This window comes from Enterococcus sp. DIV0086 (genome assembly GCF_050498705.1).
Lineage (GTDB): Bacteria > Bacillota > Bacilli > Lactobacillales > Enterococcaceae > Enterococcus > Enterococcus faecalis.
In genome coordinates this window covers 461,518-480,180 of record NZ_JBNIDN010000001.1, presented here as the reverse complement: position 1 = coordinate 480,180, position 18,663 = coordinate 461,518, and the positions used below count along the sequence as shown (strand labels likewise).

18 protein-coding genes are annotated in these 18,663 nt (G+C 38.1%); 2 read left to right on the top strand and 16 right to left on the bottom strand.

Annotation, left to right across the window (positions count from 1 at the left end; genetic code table 11):
- Positions 1 to 230: 230 nt before the first annotated feature.
- From IGI63_RS02270 to IGI63_RS02260, 3 genes are all read right to left on the bottom strand, one after another.
- Positions 231 to 674 (bottom strand): Fur family transcriptional regulator, encoded by a 444-nt coding sequence (locus IGI63_RS02270; RefSeq protein WP_002357560.1) that lies wholly within the window; start codon positions 672 to 674, stop codon positions 231 to 233.
- A gap of 138 nt (positions 675 to 812) precedes the next feature.
- Positions 813 to 1,745 carry a cysteine synthase A gene (cysK, locus tag IGI63_RS02265; RefSeq protein ID WP_429975233.1) on the bottom strand — a complete coding sequence of 311 codons (933 nt, stop codon included), beginning with the start codon at positions 1,743 to 1,745 and terminating at the stop codon, positions 813 to 815.
- Between the two features lie 228 nt (positions 1,746 to 1,973).
- A complete protein-coding gene (locus IGI63_RS02260; RefSeq protein WP_002357562.1) occupies positions 1,974 to 2,834 on the bottom strand; it encodes a glucosaminidase domain-containing protein in 861 nt (286 codons plus the stop codon).
- A gap of 354 nt (positions 2,835 to 3,188) precedes the next feature.
- Between IGI63_RS02260 and IGI63_RS02255 the strand changes: the two genes are divergently transcribed.
- Entirely contained in the window at positions 3,189 to 4,379 is a 1,191-nt protein-coding gene (locus tag IGI63_RS02255; RefSeq protein ID WP_002357563.1) for an MFS transporter, read from the top strand.
- A gap of 51 nt (positions 4,380 to 4,430) precedes the next feature.
- Here IGI63_RS02255 and tkt read toward each other — a convergent pair whose 3' ends face one another.
- On the bottom strand, positions 4,431 to 6,425 hold the full coding sequence (gene tkt / locus IGI63_RS02250) for a transketolase (RefSeq protein WP_429975232.1): 1,995 nt from the start codon (positions 6,423 to 6,425) through the stop codon (positions 4,431 to 4,433).
- A 71-nt stretch (positions 6,426 to 6,496) separates the two neighbouring features.
- Entirely contained in the window at positions 6,497 to 6,739 is a 243-nt protein-coding gene (locus IGI63_RS02245) for a DUF896 family protein (protein ID WP_002384502.1), read from the bottom strand.
- A gap of 150 nt (positions 6,740 to 6,889) precedes the next feature.
- On the opposite strand from IGI63_RS02245, the gene lexA reads away from it, so the two are divergent.
- The gene (gene lexA / locus IGI63_RS02240; RefSeq protein WP_002357566.1) at positions 6,890 to 7,510 is read left to right on the top strand and encodes a transcriptional repressor LexA; all 621 of its coding nucleotides are present in this window, start codon (positions 6,890 to 6,892) and stop codon (positions 7,508 to 7,510) included.
- Positions 7,511 to 7,523: 13 nt separating this feature from the next.
- Here the strand turns inward: lexA and queG are convergent, their stop codons facing one another.
- From queG to pheA, 11 genes are all read right to left on the bottom strand, one after another.
- The gene (gene queG, locus IGI63_RS02235) at positions 7,524 to 8,693 is read right to left on the bottom strand and encodes a tRNA epoxyqueuosine(34) reductase QueG (protein ID WP_429975231.1); all 1,170 of its coding nucleotides are present in this window, start codon (positions 8,691 to 8,693) and stop codon (positions 7,524 to 7,526) included.
- A gap of 23 nt (positions 8,694 to 8,716) precedes the next feature.
- The gene (dfr, locus tag IGI63_RS02230; protein ID WP_002360302.1) at positions 8,717 to 9,211 is read right to left on the bottom strand and encodes a trimethoprim-sensitive dihydrofolate reductase; all 495 of its coding nucleotides are present in this window, start codon (positions 9,209 to 9,211) and stop codon (positions 8,717 to 8,719) included.
- A 17-nt stretch (positions 9,212 to 9,228) separates the two neighbouring features.
- Entirely contained in the window at positions 9,229 to 10,176 is a 948-nt protein-coding gene (locus IGI63_RS02225; RefSeq protein WP_429975230.1) for a thymidylate synthase, read from the bottom strand.
- A gap of 17 nt (positions 10,177 to 10,193) precedes the next feature.
- Positions 10,194 to 12,083 (bottom strand): ABC-F family ATP-binding cassette domain-containing protein, encoded by a 1,890-nt coding sequence (locus IGI63_RS02220; protein WP_002396340.1) that lies wholly within the window; start codon positions 12,081 to 12,083, stop codon positions 10,194 to 10,196.
- Positions 12,084 to 12,193: 110 nt separating this feature from the next.
- Complete coding sequence (locus tag IGI63_RS02215; protein WP_429975229.1) at positions 12,194 to 14,248, bottom strand: cation:proton antiporter; 2,055 nt, start codon at positions 14,246 to 14,248, stop codon at positions 12,194 to 12,196.
- A 35-nt stretch (positions 14,249 to 14,283) separates the two neighbouring features.
- The gene (locus IGI63_RS02210; protein WP_002357572.1) at positions 14,284 to 14,616 is read right to left on the bottom strand and encodes an ACP phosphodiesterase; all 333 of its coding nucleotides are present in this window, start codon (positions 14,614 to 14,616) and stop codon (positions 14,284 to 14,286) included.
- A 77-nt stretch (positions 14,617 to 14,693) separates the two neighbouring features.
- Positions 14,694 to 15,170 carry a hypothetical protein gene (locus IGI63_RS02205; protein ID WP_002360311.1) on the bottom strand — a complete coding sequence of 159 codons (477 nt, stop codon included), beginning with the start codon at positions 15,168 to 15,170 and terminating at the stop codon, positions 14,694 to 14,696.
- 11 nt (positions 15,171 to 15,181) lie between these two features.
- On the bottom strand, positions 15,182 to 15,376 hold the full coding sequence (locus IGI63_RS02200; RefSeq protein WP_002357574.1) for a hypothetical protein: 195 nt from the start codon (positions 15,374 to 15,376) through the stop codon (positions 15,182 to 15,184).
- Between the two features lie 193 nt (positions 15,377 to 15,569).
- Positions 15,570 to 16,418, bottom strand: a complete 849-nt coding sequence (locus tag IGI63_RS02195) for a DegV family protein (RefSeq protein WP_002382324.1) — start codon at positions 16,416 to 16,418, stop codon at positions 15,570 to 15,572.
- Positions 16,419 to 16,493: 75 nt separating this feature from the next.
- Positions 16,494 to 17,666 carry an LCP family protein gene (locus IGI63_RS02190; RefSeq protein WP_002365661.1) on the bottom strand — a complete coding sequence of 391 codons (1,173 nt, stop codon included), beginning with the start codon at positions 17,664 to 17,666 and terminating at the stop codon, positions 16,494 to 16,496.
- Between the two features lie 143 nt (positions 17,667 to 17,809).
- Positions 17,810 to 18,658, bottom strand: coding sequence for a prephenate dehydratase (gene pheA, locus IGI63_RS02185; protein ID WP_142666424.1), 849 nt, complete (start codon positions 18,656 to 18,658; stop codon positions 17,810 to 17,812).
- Between the last annotated feature and the right edge of the window lie 5 nt (positions 18,659 to 18,663).

Genomic DNA, 18,663 nt, shown 5'->3' with positions numbered 1-18,663 from the left:
ATATCAGAGGAATCAAGCTTATTCGAGTTCTATGCTTGTGAATCGCATATAAAAAAATTCACAAACTGTTGCTAATTCTTAATAATAGCTAGTTAATTTTTTGTTTTTAAGAATTTAAAAGTCAATAACCACACAAAAAAACAAGCATAAGAGTGAAAACTCTTACGCTTGTGAAATTTGCCTAGACAAGTGACTTATCTTTTGATAAATTTTTAACAGTATGTAATTTTTTACACATTCTCCTGTTGTGCTTGTTGGCAATCTGGACATAATCCATATAATTCTAAACGATGTTCATTAATTTCGAAGCCTGTTAATTTACTAGCGGCCATTTCAACGTCCTCTAACCCTGGATAATGAAAATCAACGATTTTACCACATTTTTGACAAATCACGTGATAATGTTTCTTCGAACTAAAATCAAAACGACTAGATGCATCGCCATAACTCATTTCTTGAACGAAACCGATTTCAGTAAATAAACGTAGATTGTTGTAAACCGTTGCTACACTCATATTTGGAAAATGATCTTCTAGTGCGCGATAAATTTCATCAGCTGTTGGGTGTGTATGATTTTCGATTAAATATTCCAAGATAGCATAACGTTGCGGAGTAATTCGGATATTGGCTTCTTTTAATTCAGCGAGTGCATTTTTAACCAATACGTTGTCCATCTTTGTATCCCTCCCCTGTCTATCTTTCTTAAATAATACTATTTCTTATTACGATTGACAAGAATTATTGTAGGATTCTCGTGGAAAAAACGAGCATTTTACTAAACTAAGAGAAATGCTCGTTTTTTGGCGTGTTTTTTATTCTGGAAATTCGTAAAGAGCTGTCGAAAGATAACGTTCACCGTTATCTGGAACCAGCGCTAAGACACGTTTGCCTGTGCCTAATTCGACTGCCAAATCAATGGCAGCTTTAATTGCTGCCCCTGCTGAAATCCCCACAAGGATGCCTTCTTTTGGCCCCATTAAACGAGCAGTTTCTAACGCGTCTTCACTAGAAACGGCGGCAACTTTTTGATAAACGGTGGTGTCTAAAACGTCTGGGACAAAGCCAGCGCCTATTCCTTGGATTTTATGTGGACCTGGTTCGCCACCTTCTAAAACAGGCGACTCCGTTGGTTCTACTACAACAATTTCAATATCTGGAAAAATCCGTTTCAATTCATGACCAACTCCTGTAACGGTTCCTCCAGTGCCAACACCAGAAACAAACGCATCTAAGCCACGTTTACCAAAGACATCAACAATTTCTTTTCCTGTTTTTTGTTCATGTACCATTGGATTAGCTGGATTATTAAATTGCAAAGGCATGAAGTACCCGTGTTCTTCTGCTAATGCTGTAGCTTTTGCAATTGCCCCTTTCATTCCTTCGGCACCAGGGGTTAATAATAGATCAGCCCCATATGCTTGCATTAATTTGCGGCGTTCAATACTCATAGTATCTGGCATCACAATCTTAACTGGATATCCCAACGCAGCACCTACCATTGCTAACCCAATGCCTGTATTACCACTAGTCGGCTCAATAATCGTTTGTCCAGGTTTTAGGCGACCATCTGCTTCGGCTTGTTGGATCATGCTTAAAGCAATTCGATCTTTCACACTGCCACCAGGATTAAAGAACTCTAGTTTAACAAAAACATCTGCAGCTCCTTCTGGTACCATCCGTTTTAATTTCACAACTGGGCTTTGACCAATTAACTCTGTTACTGATTTTACATAACCTTTAGTCATAATCCTACATCCTCCAATTTTACAAACAATATAATAATTCTTTCTCTAAGCATAGCTCAAAAAAACGATTTCTACCAGAAAAACGAATTTTAGTTTGTGAAAAATTAAATAAAAAAACGGATTAGGCTCATCAAATAATTGCTGCTAGCCCTACCTATTTTCACGATAAAAGACCTTACAAAAACTACTGCTTTTGTAAGGTCTTTCTTCAACTAAATAATTGCAAAATTAACCGATTTGGATGGTTTGACCCACCGATAAAACAGAATCCAATGTTAATCCATTTAGTGACATTAAATTATCAACTGTCGTTCCAAAACGTGCAGCAATGTCCCACAATGTGTCGCCGTTTGCGACAGTGTAACTTTGACTAGCTACAGTTTCTGCTGTTGCTGTTGCAGAAGCCGCTGTATCGATTGTTGTATCAACGGTTCCCGTTGTATCTGAATAACTAGTGGTTTGAGCGACCGGTGCTCCCCAATCATATTGAGTTAAATTATATGCTTCAATTAACCAATTCAATTTTTCGGCATAGCCTGGATCAGTTGCATAACTTCCAGCTAAAGCGGCTGTTGCATCGCGATAACTGCTAGTATTACTCTTCCAAACGCCTGAATAATGGTATGTATCCCCAAAAGCAGTGGAACGAATAACATTGGCATGATCTTGGAACGATTCCGCATAAGAATTATAACTTCTAAATGCTGCTGTGACGGTCACCCATTGTCCGTCTAAATATTCTTTTGTTGGCATATAAACAGATTGTCCATTATAACTTCCTTTTACACCAAACAAGTTATAGTTCGGTGCAGATGCTAACCCAGAACTACCATAACTACTTTCTAGCAACGCTTGAGCAATCATGACGGAAGCATACATATCATTGCTATTGGCAACGGCTGCTGCTGAATTTCCGATTTCATTAATAAATGCTTGCTGGCTTGATTCTGCTTGGGCAGGTACCGCAGCACCAACCACAGGTGCTAAAATCATTGAAGTCCCCGCAACGGCGGTAGCACGTTTATAAGCTTTTTGCTTTTTAAGAGCTTTTTGAATATGTTTACTACTTCTTGTTAACTGTTCGCTCATTCATTTTTCCTCCTCACTGTCTCACTTTTCTATTTTACCGTTAATTTCCTATTGAAACAAGAAATAAACGTATTAAATTTTGAGTTTTAAAATTTCTGTAATGTAATTGAAATCTTGTTTGTATTTAATTAACCCTCTTCACACTTGTGAAAACAACCACTTCTTCTTTTCAATTTGATGAGATTTTTGTTATTTATCCTCTTACTTTTCTTTATTTATTGTGATAAACTTTTTAATGGACTTGTCACTTTTTGAACAAACTTTATAAGAGAAGTCTGTTTTTGTAATCAAAACAACTATTGCCGAGTAGTTGTTGTATTACAAAATGAATTACATAGAAATGTAGGTGGTTAGATGAAGAAACAACAATCGGGTTTAACAAATCAAGTGACGTTTTTATTAGCGTTAACTTGCGGGGTCGTGGTCGCCAATATGTATTATATTCAACCAATTGGCACCCAAATTGCTCAGGCCTTTCAAGTCAGTATTGGTTCTATTGGTTTTGTTACTATGCTGACCCAATTAGGCTATGCGCTAGGCTTACTTTTTCTTGTTCCATTAGGCGATGTCGTTGATCGTCGCAAATTAATCATTCGAGTAGCCGCGCTCTCCTCGCTGTCTCTAAGTGCTGCGTTTTTTGCACCAAGTTTTCTCCTTTTTGCACTCTCTTCTTTTTTTATCGGGCTGCTCTCTATTGTCGCCCAAATTATTATTCCTTATGCTGCGGTCATGGCGGGACCGGCGAACCGTGGTAAAGTAACAGGTCGAATGCTGGGCGGACTATTGACAGGAATTTTATTGTCTCGAACGATCTCGGGTTTCATTGCTAGTGCAGCTTCTTGGCGAACAGTCTACTTAATCGCCGTAATATTCGTGTTAGCATTGGTCGTTCTACTTCAATTAAAATTGCCCAAAACAGTGATACATACTCAAACTTCAAATCGATTAACTTATTTAGGTTCTTTGAAAAGTCTTCCTAAGCTAATCAAATCGCAACCTTTGTTAAGAGAAGCAACTGTCAATGGCTTTTTTATGTTTGCAACCTTTTCAATCTTTTGGTCTACATTAATTTTCTTTGTTAGTAGTCCAGCTTATTATTGGGGACCGAAAGAAGTCGGTATTCTAGCAATTTTTGGGTTATCAGGAGCTTTCGTAGCACCCATCATTGGTCGTCTATCCGATTATTATCCAGAACGGAAGATTGTTTTGATTGGCCTGTTGATGCAGTTCGGTAGTTTTATCTTACTTTTTCTAGGTGGAACACATGTGGTCTTACTAATCTTAGCAATTATTGTTTTAGATATCGGTACTCAATTTGGGCAAGTAGCCAATCAAACACGCGTCCAAAATTTGGGAGAAGAAGCCAGCAATCGTAACAATACCGTCTTTATGTTTTTCTATTTCATCGGCGGTTCACTGGGTTCATTGATTGGTACATTAATGTGGCAAAACTATGGTTGGTCTGGTGTTACTTTAACTGGTATTGGGTTCCAATTGTTCGCATTATTTTTTCACTTTATGCTCTTTGCTCCCAAAAAGAAATGAAGCAAAAAAACCTGAATGCTATCACAAGCATTCAGGTTTTTTAATCTTTATTTATAGTGATTTATAGGTATTAACCACATTTTCAGGAGTAAAGCCGAATTTTTCAAGAACTAGACCGCCAGGTGCAGAAGCGCCGAAGTGATCAATTGTGATTGTTTTGCCTTCTGTTCCTACATAGCGTTCCCAACCAAAGCTTGCTGCAGCTTCAATCGCCACACGTTTTGTCACAGCTTTAGGTAACACACTTTCTTTATATTCAGCAGATTGTTTTTCAAATAAATCAAAACTTGGCATTGACACGACAGATACATCGATGCCTTCTTCCGCTAATTTCGCTTGTGCTTCCACTGCTAGATTTACTTCAGAACCAGTCGCAATTAAAATCCCTGCTGGTTGTTCACCTTTTTGTGGTGACAATACATAAGCACCTTTTTGAACAGAATCAGAAGCGTGTTCTAACGTTCCTTCTAAAACAGGTAAGTTTTGACGACTTAGAACTAAAATAGTTGGTGTTTCCGTAGAAGTCATAGCAATTTTCCAAGCAGCAACCGTTTCATTGCCGTCAGCTGGACGAATCACATGAACATTTGGAATGCAACGAACACTTGCTAATTGCTCAATTGGTTCGTGTGTTGGCCCATCTTCACCCACCGCAACAGAGTCATGCGTTAAGACGTAAGTTACAGGAACTTTTTGTAAAGCGGCTAAACGGATTGCTGGACGTAAGTAGTCAGTAAAGACGAAGAATGTCCCGCCATAAACATGGCTACCACCGTGTAATTGAATCCCGTTCATTGCTGCAGCCATTGCAAATTCGCGAACACCAAACCAAATATTACGGCCTTCGTATTGACCAGGTTCGAAATCTTTTTCTGCAGCAACCATTGTATTATTTGAGGCAGATAAATCAGCTGAACCGCCCCAGAAACTTGGAACAACTTTTGAAATAGCTTGAATCGTTTCTTTACTTGTTACACGACTTGCGGCACTTGTTCCTAGTTCATATTTAGGTAATTCTTGTTCCCAACCTTCAGGTAATTGGTTGGCAAAAGCTTCTTTAAATTGTTTGGCTAATTCTGGATGCGCATGTTCATAGTTCTTAAACATCTCATTCCAAGCCGCTTCTGCTTTTTGGCCTTCGTCAATCATCGTTTCTTTAAAACGAGCAGCGACTTCCTCTGGCACAGTAAAGTCAGGGTATTCCCAACCATAAACAGCTTTAGCCGCTGTAATGCCCTCTTCACCAATTGGCGCGCCGTGAACGGAAGATGTTCCTTCTTTTGGTGCTCCGTAACCGATGACTGTTTTAACTTCAATCAGTGTTGGTTTATCTGTTTCAGCTTTAGCCGCTTCAATCGCAGCCTCTATTTCATCTAAATCATTGCCGTCTTTAACTAAAATATGTTGCCATCCGTATGCTTCATAACGAGCCCCAACATTTTCAGTAAAGGCTTTAGAAGTTGGTCCATCTAATGAGATGTCATTTGAATCGTACAAGACAATTAATTTACCTAATTTCATATGACCAGCCATTGAACTTGCTTCTTGAGAAACACCTTCCATTAAATCGCCGTCACCACAAATTGCGTACGTATAATGATCCATAATAGGGAAACTATCACGATTATAAGTTGCAGCTAAATGCGTTTCAGCCATTGCCATACCAACAGCCATAGCAATCCCTTGTCCTAGAGGTCCCGTTGTTGCTTCAACACCATCTGTGTGGTGCACTTCTGGATGCCCTGGTGTTTTACTATCCCATTGACGGAAATTTTTCAAATCGTCAATTGTTACGTTGTATCCTGATAGATGTAATAAGCTGTACAACATTGCAGAGCCGTGGCCTGCTGAAAGTACAAAACGATCACGATCAACCCAGTTTCTAGAAGTTGTTGGGTTCACCTTTAAATGTTTTGTCCAAAGTGCATACGCCATTGGGGCAGCACCCATTGGTAAACCAGGATGTCCTGAGTTCGCTTTTTGTACGGCTTCAATACTTAATGTCCGGATTGTATTAACGCCCAATTGATCTGTCTTGTCAAACAAAAAAATCATCTCCTAATTTAGGTTTTTTTTACCTTTATTCATAGTGTAGCTTATTTCGACAATGAAAGCAATTACTTTCTGTTGTGAAGTCCTTTTTCACGTTGAATTTGTTTTAGTTTTTCAGGAGTCACATCGGTCCCTTCTTGATCCACGACCTTCATTCCTTCGATATGGTGACGCATCCCTCCACGAAATGCTTCTAAATACTCTTTACGTAATTCTTGTTGTTCGACTTTTTCTTTCGCACTAAGTTCTTCCACTTTTGCTTTATTCGCTAATTCATTTATACGGGCAATTTTTTCTTTCGATAACATCAAAATCCCTCCTTACTCTCACTGTCTATATTATAAGAACTGCCTTAAAAAAACAACTATATTCTGATATTTATAAAACACGAACGCTTGTTTGATTTCGTTCGCATTTTATGGTACACTAATTTTATCAATTGAAAGAAGGTGCGGGTTTTGGCGAAACGTACAGAAACAAGACAATTAGAAGTACTTAAATATATATACGAACAAGTCGAATTAAAGGGTTATCCGCCAACCGTTCGCGAAATCGGGAAGGCTGTTGATTTATCCTCAACTTCTACCGTTCACGGACATTTAGCTCGTCTTGAAAAAAAGGGTCTAATCTTACGTGACCCAACAAAACCGCGAGCAATCGAATTAACACCAGAAGGCTTGGAAAAGATCGGAATTCAACCGACAACTATTCCGATGTTAGGTGTCGTAACTGCTGGTGAACCAATTTTAGCGGTGGAAGAAGCATCAGATTTCTTCCCGTTACCTCCTGATTTACGTACAGAAGAAAATGCTTTATTTATGTTGACGATTCGAGGAGAAAGTATGATTAACGCAGGTATTCTAGATGGCGACCAAGTGATTGTTCGTAAGCAATCGAATGCCAATAATGGCGACATCGTAATCGCAATGACCGATGAAGATGAAGCAACCTGTAAACGATTCTTCCGAGAAGTAGATCATATCCGCTTGCAGCCTGAAAATGATGCATTAGCGCCTATTCTTTTAGATAACGTTACAATTTTAGGTAAAGTTGTTGGTTTATATCGCAATCATATTTAATAAAAAAAGGAAGTCACTCCGTTGAGCGGCTTCCTTTTTTGCTTGTTAACAAGTGAATAGCCTTTTGAGCTTCCTCGATAACCTCTTCTTCAGTTTCTACAGAAAGTAGATAATTTAAAGCTTCTAAACTTTGCTCGGGTTCTCTTTTTGCGAGCTGACCTAACGACCAAGCAGCTGTTCCGCGAATGACAGGACGCTGATCATTTAAACAGAGAATAATTTGTGGGATAGCTTCACGGCCGCCCAAATTCGCTAACGCAATTAAAGCATTTCGTTGCAATGGTTTTTTGCCACGCCAAGAGCCTGCTAAGTGTCCGAATTGCTGTTTAAACTCTTTATTGGAAATAGTTAATAACGGTGCCAATTTGGGATAAACTTCCTCAATCTTTGGTTCCATCTCTTCATGAAAATGAAAATCTTTTCCTTTATTATAAGGGCAAACCAGCTGACAAATGTCGCAACCATAAATGACGTTACGCATTTTTTTCCGATACTCTTCAGGCATCATGCCTTTTGTTTGCGTTTGATAAGACAAACATTTTTGAGCATTCATTCGACCGTCCCCTAACAAAGCCCCTGTAGGACACCCTGTGATACAACGAGTACAATCACCGCAACCATTTGGAACAGGTTCATCTGGTTCAAATTGAATGTTGGTGGTCAACTCACCTAAATATACAAAGGAACCAAATTCTTCGGTAATCAGTAGACCATTTTTACCAATGAATCCTAAACCCGCCCGCTGAGCAACAGCGGTGTCAACATATTCGCCAGTATCTACTTGTGGCCGAAAGCGCCAGTGTTCTTTTTCTGCTTCAGTGGCAGCTTGCTCTTCAATAAAAGCAATTAATTTTTGCAACCGATCCTGCAAAATGTGATGATAATCAATTCCCCAAGAGGCTCGCGCAAATTGTCCACGCTTTTCATCTCTAGGCATTTTTTCCTGAGCTTTGGTGGGATAAGCTAAAGCAATGGAGATAATACTTTTAGGATGCTCAAACGTTTTTTCTGGGTAAATTCGTTCTTCCACATTTTGATGTTCAAACCCCGAGTTATATCCTCGCTCTCGTTGTTCATGCAGAGAATCTTCTAATTCAATAAATGGTTCAGCATGAGTAAAGCCGATTTTATCGATGTCTAAACGTTGACTCTCTTGAATAATTTTTTCTTTCAATGTCGGCATTGCTCATGCCTCCCTTCATTTTATTATTTATCGTTTCGATGATACGTTTCATAGTCATGTGCATAGAGATTTTTCTCGTCCACGACGCCGGGAACAGTGGCAACTTTTTCCCAAACAGACCAGTCGATTTCTGGAAAGAAAGTGTCGCCTTCAAACGTTTCATGAATCATCGTCCGATATAAGACATCGCATGCGGGAATCAATTCTTTAAAAACGACAGAACCTCCACCAATAACGGTCACGCCTTCATACTTGTCAGCATACGCAAGAATTTCCTCTACGGAATGCATAACCAAAACGCCTTCAGCTTGGTAATCCGGATTACTGGTAAGAACAATCGTTGTTCGATTTGGTAACGGACGACATCCCATGCCTTCGAAAGTTGCACGTCCTAAGACCAATGTATTATGAATTGTTTTTTCCTTGAAAAATTTCAAGTCGTTGGGTAAATGCCAAGGCAATTTGCCTTCTTTACCAATCACTCCTTGTTCATCTTGGGCCCAAATGGCTGCTAACATAGCTTCTCTCTCCTTTTTTATACGGCAATCGGCGCTTTAATCGTTGGATGTGGGTCATAGCCTTCTACTTTAATATCTTCCATATCAAAATCAAAAACAGAAGCCTTGTCTGGATTCAAAACGAGCGTTGGAAAAGAACGAACTTCTCGTAATAATTGTTCTTGCATTTGCTCCACATGATTTTGATATAAGTGGGCATCTCCTAGCGTGTGTACAAACTCGCCCACTGCTAAACCTGTTTCATGTGCAATTAGATGTGTCAATAAAGCATAGCTTGCAATGTTAAAAGGAACACCTAAAAAAACATCGGCACTGCGCTGATAAAGTTGACAGCTTAATTTTCCTTCATTTACATAAAATTGAAACATAGTGTGACAAGGTGGCAACGCCATTGAAGGCACATCTTCTGGATTCCAAGCGGAAACAATTAAACGGCGAGAATCAGGATTGGTTTTAATCATTTCAATCACATTAGCTAATTGATCGATAAAGCTACCGTCTTTGGTTTCCCAGTGACGCCATTGCGCACCATAAATATTCCCTAATTCACCATATTTTTCTGCAAATTCTGCATCGTTTAAAATGGTGTCACAGAACTTTTGATGTTCTTCTTTGTATTGTTCTGCAAACGCTGGATCTTGTAAGACACGATGCCCAAAATCCGTCATGTCTGGTCCTTGATAATCTGCGCTTTTTACGTAACGTTCGAACGCCCATTCATCCCAAATATGATTATTTCGCTCTAACAAATAGCGAATATTCGTGTCGCCTTTTAAAAACCACAATAACTCACTTTTAATCAAGCCAAACGGTACTCGTTTGGTTGTTAGTAAGGGAAATCCTTTGGCCAAATCAAAACGCATTTGATAGCCAAATAAACTATACGTCCCAGTTCCTGTACGGTCTTCTTTAAAATGACCTTCTTCTAAAATCTTTTTTCCTAGCGCTAAGTATGCTTCTTCCATCTTATTCCCTCCGTCTCTTAATCCGCGTATTCACTCAAGTATTCCCAACGATTCATTTTTTCTTCTAACAATTGTTCCGTTGCTGTTACCGCTTCTTGTAGTTCTTGTAAACGAACAAAATCATCACCCTGATGATTCATTTCTTCAGTTAATGTTTCTAATTTCGTTTCTAATTGTGTGATGTCTTCTTCAATTGTTGCCCACTCTTTTTGTTCCATATAAGTCAGCTTTGTTTTTTCTTTCTTTTCTGTCGATGCTTCTTTTACTGGTTTATTGAGCGGTTTTTCTTTGACCTTTTCTTGTTCTTTTTGGTTCGCCAAATATTCACTCATTGTGCCATAAAATGATAGGATCTGAGCATTTCCTTGAAAAACTAACAATTTATCCATTGTTTTATCCAAGAAATAACGGTCATGAGAAACCGCAATTACCGCTCCTTTGAACGTTTGAATATAATCTTCTAAAATGGTCAACGTATCAATGTCCAAATCGTTGGTTGGCTCATCCAATAATAACACGTTAGGCTGACTAATTAATAATTTTAAGAGATATAACCGGCGTTTTTCTCCACCAGACAGTTTGCCAATCAGTGTCCCGTGCATAAAACGAGGAAATAAAAAGCGTTCTAACATTTCAGCGACCCCAACGCTGCTTCCATCACTGCGTTTCACTTCTTCTGCTGCTTCTTGCAAATAAGCAATCATCCGTTGATTAGGATCCATTTCTTCGTTTTGCTGGGTATAATAGCCAATTCGGACGGTTTCACCGATACTATATAGGCCACTCTCTAAAGGAATACGGCCAGCTAAAATATTTAATAACGTGGATTTGCCTGCACCGTTTTTACCAGTAATGCCAATTCGATCGTTTGCTTGAATGAGTAAATTAAAGTCTTTCAAAAGCTGTTTATGATCAATGGCATAATTTCCTTCCTTGATTTCCAGAACTTTTTTCCCTAAACGCTGCGTGGCAAAGTCTGCTTCTAAGGTGCCATTGGTTTGTACCTGATGCAAGTTTTCTTTTAAATCCTGAAACCGATCAATTCTTGCTTGCTGTTTCGTTCCTCGTGCTTGAACGCCTGCTCGCATCCACGCAAGTTCTTGTTTGAAGAGGCGTTTTCTTTTTTCTTCTTGTTCTACAGCGACACGTTCACGTTCGGCTTTTTCCATCACATACGTTTCATAGTTTCCTTTGTATTCATACAGTTTTCCAAAAGAAAGTTCGAAAATCCGATTGGTTACTCGATCTAAAAAGTAGCGGTCATGGGTCACCATTAAAACCGCGCCACGATAGTTATTTAAAAAGTTTTCCAGCCATTCAATCGTTTCATAATCCAGATGGTTCGTTGGTTCATCCAATAACAGTAAATCAGGCGCTTCAATTAAGACTTGCGCCAAGCTTACTCGTTTTAACTGCCCACCAGAAAGCTCACCTATTTTCTTTTCCAATGTGGGAATACCTAATTTTTGTAAAATAATTTTTGCATTGGTATCTGCTGTCCAAGCATCTTGTTTATTCATGGCTTCTTCTGCTTGCGTGTAACGTCTTTGAACCCCTTCGTCTAAACCATTCTCACTTAAAGCAGCTAACGCTAATTCATAATTTTTGACCGCTTTTATGATCGGGCTGTCTCCCTGAAACACGGCTTCTGCAATCGTAATATTCTCGTCAAATGTTTGATTCTGGGAAAGGTACCCAATTTGATAATCACTTGGCTGCTGAATCGCAGCAAGATCACCATCACCGCTATCTACGCCAGCAATAATATTTAATAAACTGGTTTTTCCTGTGCCGTTAATCCCAATTAAACCAATGCGATCTTTTTCATGAATCAAAAAAGAAAGATGATCAAATAGTGTTTTTTCCCCATATGTTTTGGTTAAATCTGTTACTTTTAATTCTTTCACCGACACTACCAACTCCTTCTATTTTGGTCTTGCTTATTGTATCAAAAATTGGATTATAAAAAAAGTGCATGAGATAAAAATCGTCTTGGTTTCATCTCATACACTATTACTTATTCTTTATTAAAATTTTTAACAAATCGTTTCAGCGGAACGTTATTCACTTCGCCGCTAATCGAATAACTCTCTAATAAATTGACATTTTTTCGTAACTCGTTCGCTTCGATAATTGAAATGCGTTCAGATTGTTCGTAATGATCAATCATCCGTCGTTCTTCTTGGAAGCCTAATAATAGGTCTTTGACATAGTCTGTCTCCGTATGAACAATATACGAATCAATAAATTCGCCTTTTTCAAACTTATGGGCTAAATCCAAGCGTCCGTCAATGAAGAAATCAATTAAATCATCATCATAGACACCGCGCAAATTATCTAAACTCTTCAGAATAACTTGAGAATTTCTTAGAAAAACTTGGCGAATATTTTCTAGTTCTTCATTTCGTAATTCTTTTTCTTCTTCAGAAGCTTCATCACGATTGAAAAATAGCTTAGGATGTAAAAGAATCGAAATGATTTGTCGAGCAAATAATAACCAAAAGCCTACAATCGATAATAATTGTTTGGCAATCGACCGTTGCATCCGTGTAATCAAGCGTTGATACATACGATAACTTCTGACACTAATTTCTCCTTGTTTCAGACTTTCTTCTAAGCCGTCTCGTTCAATGGACACAATTAACGTCCGCAACTCTTGCACTTCTTGTTTTCGTTCCGCACTTAGCTGCTCAGTATACAATTCTTTTAAACGATCTTGATAATTTTCAATGACCGCATTCATTTCACCACGAGGATTCTCTTCATTTTGCTGTTTTAAGACATCAATGACATCACGTAATAAATCAATTTCGACTGACTCTTCATTTTCCACTTCCGTCTCTGAATCAGTTAAAAATGGTAAAACTAGAATCCCACCAATCAGAGTCACCAAAATAACACAAGCCGTAATGAATAGTAATAACGGTCGTTCTTTAAAATGCTCGCCGTTAATCGCTGTTGGCAAAATAAAGATGGTGGCTAAACTCACTGTTCCTTTAACACCGCCAAAAGTTAAAATCAGCATTTCATTCATTGCGTTTTTAACTTTCTTAAGGCCATGTTGAAGCGTGTAAACACTGAAAATGGCTAAGAAACGAATCAAAAAGACAACGGCGCTAATAATTAGAACAACCATTAGTAGGAACCAGTTTGAATATTGTTGGTCAATCCAAATTGGCGAAAACACTTGAGAAAGTTCAATTCCTAAGAATAAGAAAACTAAGGCATTTAAAGTGAACTCAATCATACTCCAAATACTTTCGCCAACATTTGACAGTTCTGCTTCAAAAAGCGAAACTTTTTTCAAACTAGACGCTTGCATAATTCCAGCAATCACAGCAGCAATAATTCCAGAAACGCCAATCAACTCTGAAATTAAATAAGCAATAAATGGCAAGAGTAATTCAATCAACAAGTAGCCTGTAACATCTTTTGCCACTGCAGTTTCAAGTAAATGAACAATTTGCTGTTTTAATAGAACTAACACGATTCCGACTACCGCTCCACCAATGCTGGAAATAACCAAGGTCCCTGCCGCTTCCACCGGCGAAAATGATCCCGTTAATAAAGCCGCTAATGCAAATTGAAAGGCTGTAACGCCTGATGCATCATTAATGAGTCCTTCACCAGATAAAATGTTCATCGAACGTTCAGGAATGTCAATTCGACCTGATAACGAACCTACCGCCACCGCATCCGTTGGCCCTAGAGCCGCTCCAAAAGCGAAGCAAGCGGCTAATGGTAAAGTAGGCAAAATCATATGCAGGGTCCAGCCGACTCCGACTAAGGTAATTAACACACCAAAAAAGGCCAAGAAAAGAATCATCCCGAAATTTTTCATCATTGCTTTCAGATTGATTAGCTCCCCTTCTCTAAATAAAAGCGGTGCAATAATCATTACTAAAAACACTTCAGGCTCAAATTCAATTTCCTGCCCCATTTTAGTTAAACCAATTAGAACGCCTCCAATAATTTGCACAATTGGCAGCGGAATGACGGGAACAATCCGGTTGAATATGTTTGAGAAGGTAATAGACAGTGCAAAAACAATGATTAGAAAGGTAAATTCCATCCTATCATTCCCTTCTATATTAAATTTTTATTGACTTACCGATCAAAACATTTAAGTAATTTTTTCTTTTTAAGAATAATTTTCTTTTCGACTTCTTCTAACTCAGAACTGCGTTCGCAAAGTTCCAATTGAGCGCGTCGTGCTTCTAAACGAAGAAGTTCTCCTTTAATTAATTCAATTTTTTTGTAGCGTAAGAAATTTTTCTTTTGCATACGTTCTGCAAAGTGTTGTCGTTTTTCTTCAGGGATTGCTTGATATTTCTTTTTCAAGTCAGCGACACACTTTTCAAATTCTTCACTCACCGAAACAACTTCCTTCCAAAATTTAATCTGACTAATTATAACAAATTTTACCAAAAGTACAAGCAAAATTGCTTTCTTTTTTTCAAAAGAAATTCAGACAAAACTTAACGCGGGAAAAGCTGATTTCTAGGAGCTGAACATGGTTAATCTTCATTAACAATAATATCAATTTCTGCCTCTTCATTCATCCGTGTTGAAAGAAAAAGAACTATTTCTTCTAGTGGCGCAGAAAAGCGTAAAACCACCCCTCTTCTGCCTTTTTTTAAATACCCTAAACGAATACCGTTCGGCTTTTGAACAAGGACAATCTTTTCGATATCTTTAAAGGTCGTGCCCCGATTGTCAAAAGGATGCGTAATAATACAGTCCTCCGCAAAACCTCTTGCATCGTAAAGAAAACTGAAGATAATCAAAATATATAACACACTTCGAATCATTTCAATTTTATCTCCTGCCGAAAATGCATTGGCCAGAATCATTAAACTAAAAAAAGCAACTAGATATTTTGTTGTAGGATGTTTTGCAGCCGGAATTACAATACTTTTACGTACGAAGTAAAAGTAACCATACATAACGACGACAAATAAAAATAGCAATAACGTAAATCCATCGATAATCACAAACGACTCCTTTATTTCTTTTTCTTTTGAATATCTGTTAATATATCATTTATTTCTTTAATTTCTTTTTTTGATTCGTTAATCTTTTTGATAACCGCCTCACGGTTTTTTCCAGGCGGTAAGTCAATTGATTCTTGGTAGTAGTTTGCTAAAGCTTGAACTTTTTTCATTTTTTCGCTTTGCAACAAGGCTATATTTCTTTTCATTTAACCGCCTCCTCTTCCTTAGTATACATTACTTTGTAAGGAATTGCTTAATTTGCAAGATATTTTCTAATAAAAAGGAGTAATTTTACATTTTCTTATAAACAAAAAGTATTCGGCTGAGTAACAGCAGCAAACGACAAAATAATAGAATAAAAGATGAGACAGAAGTAGTTTACTTTTGTCTCATCTTTTATTATTGAGCTGAAATCGCTAAGCCAATTGCTTTTTCCCCTAGGTGGGTCCCAATAACTGGACCAAAATGACCGATTTCAATTTCTGCATTTGGGTATAGCTTTTGTAATTTTGCTTGTTCTTTTTCAGCAACGATGCGGTTATTGGCATGAATCACATACAGTTTAACTGGCGCTTCAATCCCTGCGTTTCGTTCACCAATAATCTTTTCTGCACGAGCAAAAGCTTTCTTCGTTGAACGGATTTTTTCAAATAATACAATCTTTCCATCTTCAAAAGTCAAGATAGGTTTAATCTTCAATAGCCCAGCGATCAAGGCTGCGCCATTCGTTAAGCGACCGCCACGAACTAAGTTGTTCAGATCTTCTACAATTAGATATGCATACGTATTATCACGAATTAAATCTAATTTGGCAAAAATTTCTTCTAAGCTGGCTTTTTCTTCTGTTAAATCTAAAGCAGCTTCTACCATGTGTCCCATTGGCATACTTGTAATTTTTGAGTCATATGGATACAAAGCAACGCCTGGGATTTCATCAGTAAGTCCGTGCAATGTATGAACAAAACCAGAGATTCCTGAAGAAAGATGAATGCTGATGATGGTGTCGTACCCTTGTTCAGCGATTGATTTGTAAAGCTCTAACACTTCTCCTAAAGCAGGTTGTGAAGTCGTCGGAAATTCTTTACTATTATTTAGCAATGCATAATATTCATCTGCTTCAATGTCAATGCCTTCGTTGTATATTTTTCCATCTAAAATGACTGGGATGGGAATTACAAAAAGATTCGGATGATCTTTAATGCGCTCGGGTAAATAAGCTGTACTATCTGTCACAATAGCAATTTTCATTTTGTAACCTCGTTTCACTAATTTTCCACGTTGTTTCTAATATAGCATAAAAAAGGATATTTTAAAATGCTTTCCTTATTCGTTCAGGAATTTTTCGATGGCGTCAGCATTTTTTTGTTCATCTACTTCTAAAATACTGCCTGCATAAGAGGATTCACCAAAATTCCAAGAATCTGGTACCGGAACCGATAATGACTCAACCCCTGCTTTTCCTTTAATCAGCAATGATGGTCCGTTCGTTAGCATGAAACTGACAGGCACATCTGTCGACATATAGCCGACTAATTTCCCAAGTGATTCTGGAGTTCTTAATAAAGTCATTGGGTTTTTCATTTGGCTCATTACAGCTGACATAACTTGTTGTTGGCGACGAACCCGACCAAAGTCGCCTTCTTCATCCATCCTAAAGCGAGCGTATTGAAGTAAGACATGTCCATCCATGACCTGTTGCCCTTTTTCAATGTCAACACCATCTAAATTCAGTGATTTTTCTGCATCGATTTTGACACCTTTTGGAAACATAGAGTCAACAATTTTTTCAAATGATTGGAAATCTACCTTAGCATAATATTTCGTATCTAAATTAAAGTTTTGTTTTAACGTTTCACGAACCAATTCAGCACCGCCATAAGCGTATGCGGCATTAATTTTATTCGGCCCGACACCAGGAATGTCCACGAATGTATCACGCATAAATGAAATTAATTTCGGTTTTTTTGATGGTCCATTTAGTTGGAGAACCATTATTGTGTCGGCTCGTCCAGCATCTTCCCCACGTGTATCGCTGCCAAGAATTAAAATATTCTTAGCCCCATTGCTACTTTTGACACCATTAAATGTTTCTACTTTTTCTTGAGGCAACGAGTCATCATGTTCTGCTGCAGATTTTCCTTTTAAAAACATGACTGTACTATAGGCAAATAACAGAATCAATAGGATCACTAGCCATTTGAAAAAGCGTTTTGTTTTTGATTTTTTACGTTTCTTTTTTGGTTTCTTGTCTTTTTTTCCGCGGGGTGGTTGGTCAGAACCGTTGCCACCACCTGAATCTGTTTGATGTCGCCTCTCACTTCTGCGACTGTCCTCAGTATAGCTGTCTTCGTAAACTGGCTCTTGAAGGCTTTCAGCTAGTTCTTCTGGTTCTTCTTCTCTATGTTCACCCATTGATTTTCGGGGATTAAAGGTCTTTTTATGCTCTGCTGGTCTCGATTTTTCATGAATATGTTTATAACGATCTACACGACTCATCGTGTCACTCCTTTACCTCTGTGTTTTATCACCTTTCTTAGGATACCTCATTTCGCAGGAAATTCCTATTACAAATATGTAATTTAATAAAAAATGAAACTCACTTTATCTAATAAGTAAGCTTCATTTTCATTTTTAACTCTTTAAAGTGTGGACAAAACATAGATCGGGTAATCCCCTAAAATTTTTATTTCTGCGCCAATGAGTTCCAGTTCTGTTAAGGCTGCTTCAATTAATTTTTCTGGTTGATCATTCACTAAGTCCATTAAAAAGAAGTACTCTCCTAGCTTTGTTTTCAACGGCCGCGATTCTATTTTGCTAAGATTAATCCCTCGCCAACTAAACACGCTTAATGCTTTGTGTAAAGAGCCAGGAACATTACTTGGCATCGTAATCGCCAGCGTTATTTTTTTCTCAGATAGCGGGAAAGAAATCGCTAAATTTTCAGAACCAAGAACCCAAAATCGGGTTTGATTTACCGATAAATCTTGTATATTTTTTTCAACAATGGTCAAATCATACATTTCCGCAGAAAGTTTTGGTGCAATAGCTGCAAAAGGTAATTCTGGATGTTCTGCAATGTATTTGGCGGCGTAAGCTGTTGAAGGCGTTGCTTCTAAAATCGCTTCTGGAAAGTTTTTCTCTAGAAACATCTGCGATTGAGCTAATGCTTGCGGATGTGATAAAATTTTCTGACTTTGTTGCCAGATCGCTTGATTCTCTTTTGCCACCATTAATTGTTGTTGAATCGGTAAAACCAACTCTGCTTGGACAGGTAACTGCGCTTGATGATACAAATAATCTATCGATGCATTAACGGTTCCTTCAATCGTGTTTTCTATTGGGATAATGCTCCATGCCACTTCTTGCTGTTCAATTGCTTTCAAGCAAGCTGGAATCGATGCGTACGGTATCAATGTAGCATCAGGAAAAGCAGCCAACGTTGCACTGTACGTAAAGGAACCAATCGGACCTAAATAACCAACTTTCATCGTTT